Here is a 4,554-nt window from a genome sequence, read left to right as displayed (position 1 = left end):
AAAGCACCAAGAGACAAAGGTGGATTGATTAAAGCAGACTACTCTGGTCTTGAAGTCGAAAATGAATTTTTATTTGGTTTTGGTTTGGATTATCATGGTTATATGCGCAATGTACCAGAGATTCGTGCCGTAGATGCTAAACATATGATTTAATCACTTTTTTATTATTCTTCCTTATGATCATTGATTCTCATTGTCACCTTAACTATTTGCAAAAAGAAGGGCAACCAACACTTCAGGAGATTGTTGCTAAAGCTAAAGTGAAAGGCGTTGAAAAAATCATATCTATTGCGACTACGTTGGAAGATGTTGAAGCAATTAAATCCATTGCCTTAATGTTTCCCGACGTTTATTACTCCGTCGGTGTCCATCCCAGTGAAGTTGAAGGCATTCAACCGCTTGATGCACAAACTATTATCGATTATATCGACCATGATAAATGTGTTGCGATTGGTGAGACAGGGCTTGATTATTATTACAATGCTAAAGAGACACATTCACTGCAACAGCAGAAGTTTATTGCCCATATTGAAGCGGCAAAAATACTGCAAAAGCCTATAATTGTGCATACACGTGGCGCGAAAGAAGATACATTAGCCATTTTAGAAATGCATGGCATTGATCAATGTGGTGGCGTGCTTCATTGCTTTACTGAAGATTGGGATATGGCAAAAAAAGCGCTTGATATGGGGATGTATATTTCAATCTCAGGCATTGTAACCTTTAAAAATGCACAAGATGTGCAAGCCATGGCGCGGAAAATTCCGCTAGATCGATTGCTTATCGAGACGGATGCACCGTATTTGACACCCGTGCCGTATCGAGGGAAACCTAATTATCCAGCGTATGTTTATCATGTCGCAGAGTATTTAGCCAAATTGCGCGGTGAGGATTTTGAGTACTTTTGTCATGCAACAAAAGAGAATACTAAGAGCTTGTTTTTGGGTGTGAAAGGTTAATTGTAGAAGTGTAGAGGCGATCTGACTGTCGTGTTGAATCAGAATAAACAGTTACCAAGTGTTACATCCTATCGGTGCAATCTCCATATGCTCTGTTTTATTGACATCTAGATGTATGTCACTTATTGTCAAAAAATGTAGATCTGTTGATTGGGTCTCAAACAGAGCACTATCTGTCTGTCCTGTTTTACTATATTTTTACTATATAAATAAATAGGGCCAGAGACGATTATGGTAACAGCACTTATTACGCCAATGACTTTTTTGATCATGGATTTCTGTGTCATATAGACTCCCTTTATTGGTGCATTACTTTTTAGGTCAGTGGGATACTCAATTCATGCTCATTGATGACAATCGTTAGCCATTGGCGAGGTGTTGATTTTAAGCTTTCAACTTCATTGTTATTTACTTTAATAAAGTACTCCCCATTGTCTAGATCACTTTGCAATAAAAATGGGATTTTTCTATTGCAAATTCAACTCATCAATTATAGGCTTCAAGCAAATGTTTTCATTTGGTTTTAAGCCTGATAATAGTTTCTCTTTAAATGCGTCAGCATCAGCATTTTTTTAGAAAGTCATTTTCACAAGTTAATTGCCCTATCTGTTGATAGAGCTTATCCATTTGCTGTTGCGAGTTTTTTCTTGCTTATCATTAAAGCAGGTTTTTAATGATGCCAAAGCTTGCTGCTTCCAAGGATTGATCTACGTTGAATGCACACTATACTTTGAGGAAATCTCATTAATCGTTAAATCGCCTTTTATCGTGTCCAAAGCAACCTTAGCTTTAAATTCTGCTGTACTTTTATTTTAAAAACCAATATCCCGCTCAATAAAATACCCATGAAACTTGCCGATTAAAAAGGCAAGTTTTGTTAATTTATAGCAGCCAAATTTTTGTTTGATATTGGCAATATGCCATTCAACGGTTTTGCGTGATATCCCTAAGATAGTGGCGATTTCACTGCTAGATTTTCCCTCGACAAGCCAATTGATACATTCCATCTCACGCGTCGATAAGTCGATATTAGCATCAGTTGCACCTTTAGTTTGTGCATATTTTACAAAAAGACTTTGGTGAATATCGCGTAGATTCATCGAAAAGCCATAAAGCTGATTATTTTTATGATGCGTTGCACAAAGCATGGTGTTGTGAATGAGTTGGTTATTATCATTGCGATATGCTTGCTGCTCAATAAAATAGTAGGGTTCATTTTCATTTTTAGTAAAGCAAAATGCGTCATGCTCACGAAATTTATGCGCTGATTCACACCACGGTAAATCAACATCTTTACGTCCAATAATGCTTGTTGCTCTGGCGGCTTGTGTATGGTGTTCATTAGCATACAAATAGCTACCAGATTGATCCTTAATAAGTACTGAAGCTGGTAGATGCGCAATCAGTTGCTTTATCGTCTGTCTATCATCATGATTGTGCTTTTCACGTTTCACGACTTTAATACTAATATAACGTTCGCTAATGCCTTGATGATGCTGATACCATCTTAATGTGAGCGTTTCATCCGTCGTATTATGATAACTTGTAAGCTCATTGTCAGAATGTGTTAGTAGTTTTTCAATGTTATCAGTAGCATGACGTAAATTGATGGGTAAATCTAACAGCATCTTGGCGTAGTCATTATAAAAAGTAATATTTAAGTTTGGTGTGCTAATAATTAGCGGGATATGCATATTGTCACAGAACGAAATAATAGTCTGTCGAGTGTCCATAAATTAAGTGTGTAGGTGATATTTTTGGCGGATTATAGGTGGAAAAAAACACGCTGTAAAATTTGCATAAAAACGTGTAGAAAACTTGCTATAACAGCCAATTGGTTGTGACCTTTTCAAGATTATGAAAATAATAGTCATGGTAAATATTCTAAAGTTTGATCACTTTTATTATTTTATAAAATGGGCATGATATTTGCCAATCATAAATGCTAATTTACTGGTTTTGTAACAATTTAGTTTGCGCTTAGCATTATCTAAATGAAATTCGACAGTTTTATGGGATATATTCAATTGACTGGCAATGGCTGATGCTGTATGACCTTGGACCATGAAATTAACACAGCGAATTTCTGATTCGGTTAGATTGATGTCAATATCAGGCGCATCTGCCTTCGCAACCTCTGATGCCAGTAATGCCTCGTGTGCTCTGGACATGTTAAGGGCAGCACCATAAATATAATCTTGACCATCGATAGTGGTATAAAATTTCATAGTGAGCACAAGCGCATTATGTACATGTTCATATACAAAAAGACTGGACTTGGTTTGTAAAAGCGTTAAATCATTTTGCGCTATCTTATTGCCATCCATCTCACCAAAAGCATCATAGTGTGAATGCCCAATAAGAGAATCAAACCCAGCTAATTGGTTATGGTATGCATTACTATATACGTAAACACCTTGCGCTGTTTTTATAAAGGTTGATATTGGCAATGCTTCAAATAGATTGGTAAGCTCTTGGTGTGTATTTTTCAAATATTTAGTAACGATGCGAATACTAAAGCAATAATATTCATGATCACTACTAAGCAAGTCCCAGCGCAATTTGAAATCATACGTTTTGTTGGTAATCATACTATAGAAAGTCTTACCTTTAGCGAGTAATTGGATATCTGCAAAGTTTAGATTGATCTCTTGTTGTAGTGAGTCATCAAAAATATGTGGGATATATAGATTATAATATGCTACAGAGAAATCATGTCGACATACGATAAGCGGAATTTGCATATTTTGACAAAAGTCGATATAACACTTTGTGGTAGTTGTTTTATTGATCATAGTATTACACGAGATATCAATATTTAACAAAGTTGGTGTGATATTTTCCTAATAAAAATGCAAGGCTTGATGCTTTCTTACAGTGCAACTTTTTTCTAAGTTTTGCAAGATACCATTCAACTGTTTTTTGCGAACGATGTGTTAAGTGAGCAATCTCCCAAGCACTTTTGCCTTGAGACATCCAATAAGCGCACTCAAACTCCTGTGGTGATAGTGATGTATCATTGATATCAATTGGAATTTGTTCCATTTGCTGTAAAAGTTTTGTATGAATAAAGCTAAGATTGATTGACGAGCCGTAAAGATCTAAGCCATCACTTGTTTTAATTGATAAGAACGTTGTTTTTTTGCTGTCAATGGTAACGGTTTCAAAAAAGTAATTCGGTGCAATATCGCTAGTAACCTTATAATCATTTTGGGTAAGGTGCTCGGCATAGTCATACCAGATGAGATCATGATCGGTTTTATTGTTGATGCTTTTCACACCTGCAAGGCGGCATAGGTAATCATTACCGTACATATAGATACCTTTTGTATCTTTCACATAATTGGCAATAGGAATTTCCTTGGCAAAATGTTTTAAAATTTGCCGATAGGATTTAGGCAGCTTCATAAGTTCAGCGATATTAATACCTATCCAATAATGGTTTTTAGATTGATAAATAACATTCAAGCGCAATGTGACTACTTGGTTATTTGTTTCATGTGTTATGTATTGAGTGCCTAAAATGTGAATCAAGGTTTAAATTATGCACAGTATTTTTGTGCCAGCAACTCAAATGCTGCACATAGCCTTCCAA

The 4,554-nt window shown here is 35.9% G+C and carries 4 protein-coding genes; 1 reads left to right on the top strand and 3 read right to left on the bottom strand.

Annotation, left to right across the window (positions count from 1 at the left end; translation table 11 throughout):
- Window positions 1–176: 176 nt before the first annotated feature.
- Entirely contained in the window at window positions 177–959 is a 783-nt protein-coding gene (locus ACY10D_RS11090) for a TatD family hydrolase (RefSeq protein ID WP_487000794.1), read from the top strand.
- An 812-nt stretch (window positions 960–1,771) separates the two neighbouring features.
- Here the strand turns inward: ACY10D_RS11090 and ACY10D_RS11085 are convergent.
- The 3 genes from ACY10D_RS11085 to ACY10D_RS11075 form a co-directional block, all read right to left on the bottom strand.
- Complete coding sequence (locus ACY10D_RS11085; protein WP_487000793.1) at window positions 1,772–2,653, bottom strand: helix-turn-helix domain-containing protein; 882 nt, start codon at window positions 2,651–2,653, stop codon at window positions 1,772–1,774.
- A gap of 210 nt (window positions 2,654–2,863) precedes the next feature.
- Window positions 2,864–3,754 (bottom strand): LuxR C-terminal-related transcriptional regulator, encoded by an 891-nt coding sequence (locus ACY10D_RS11080; RefSeq protein WP_487000792.1) that lies wholly within the window; start codon window positions 3,752–3,754, stop codon window positions 2,864–2,866.
- Window positions 3,755–3,770: 16 nt separating this feature from the next.
- The gene (locus ACY10D_RS11075) at window positions 3,771–4,433 is read right to left on the bottom strand and encodes a helix-turn-helix transcriptional regulator (RefSeq protein ID WP_487000791.1); all 663 of its coding nucleotides are present in this window, start codon (window positions 4,431–4,433) and stop codon (window positions 3,771–3,773) included.
- Window positions 4,434–4,554 lie beyond the last annotated feature (121 nt).

The sequence above is a fragment of the Cysteiniphilum sp. genome, from assembly GCF_057495195.1.
Note: the sequence above shows the minus strand (reverse complement) of the source record. Positions and strands in the feature narration are given on the sequence as shown.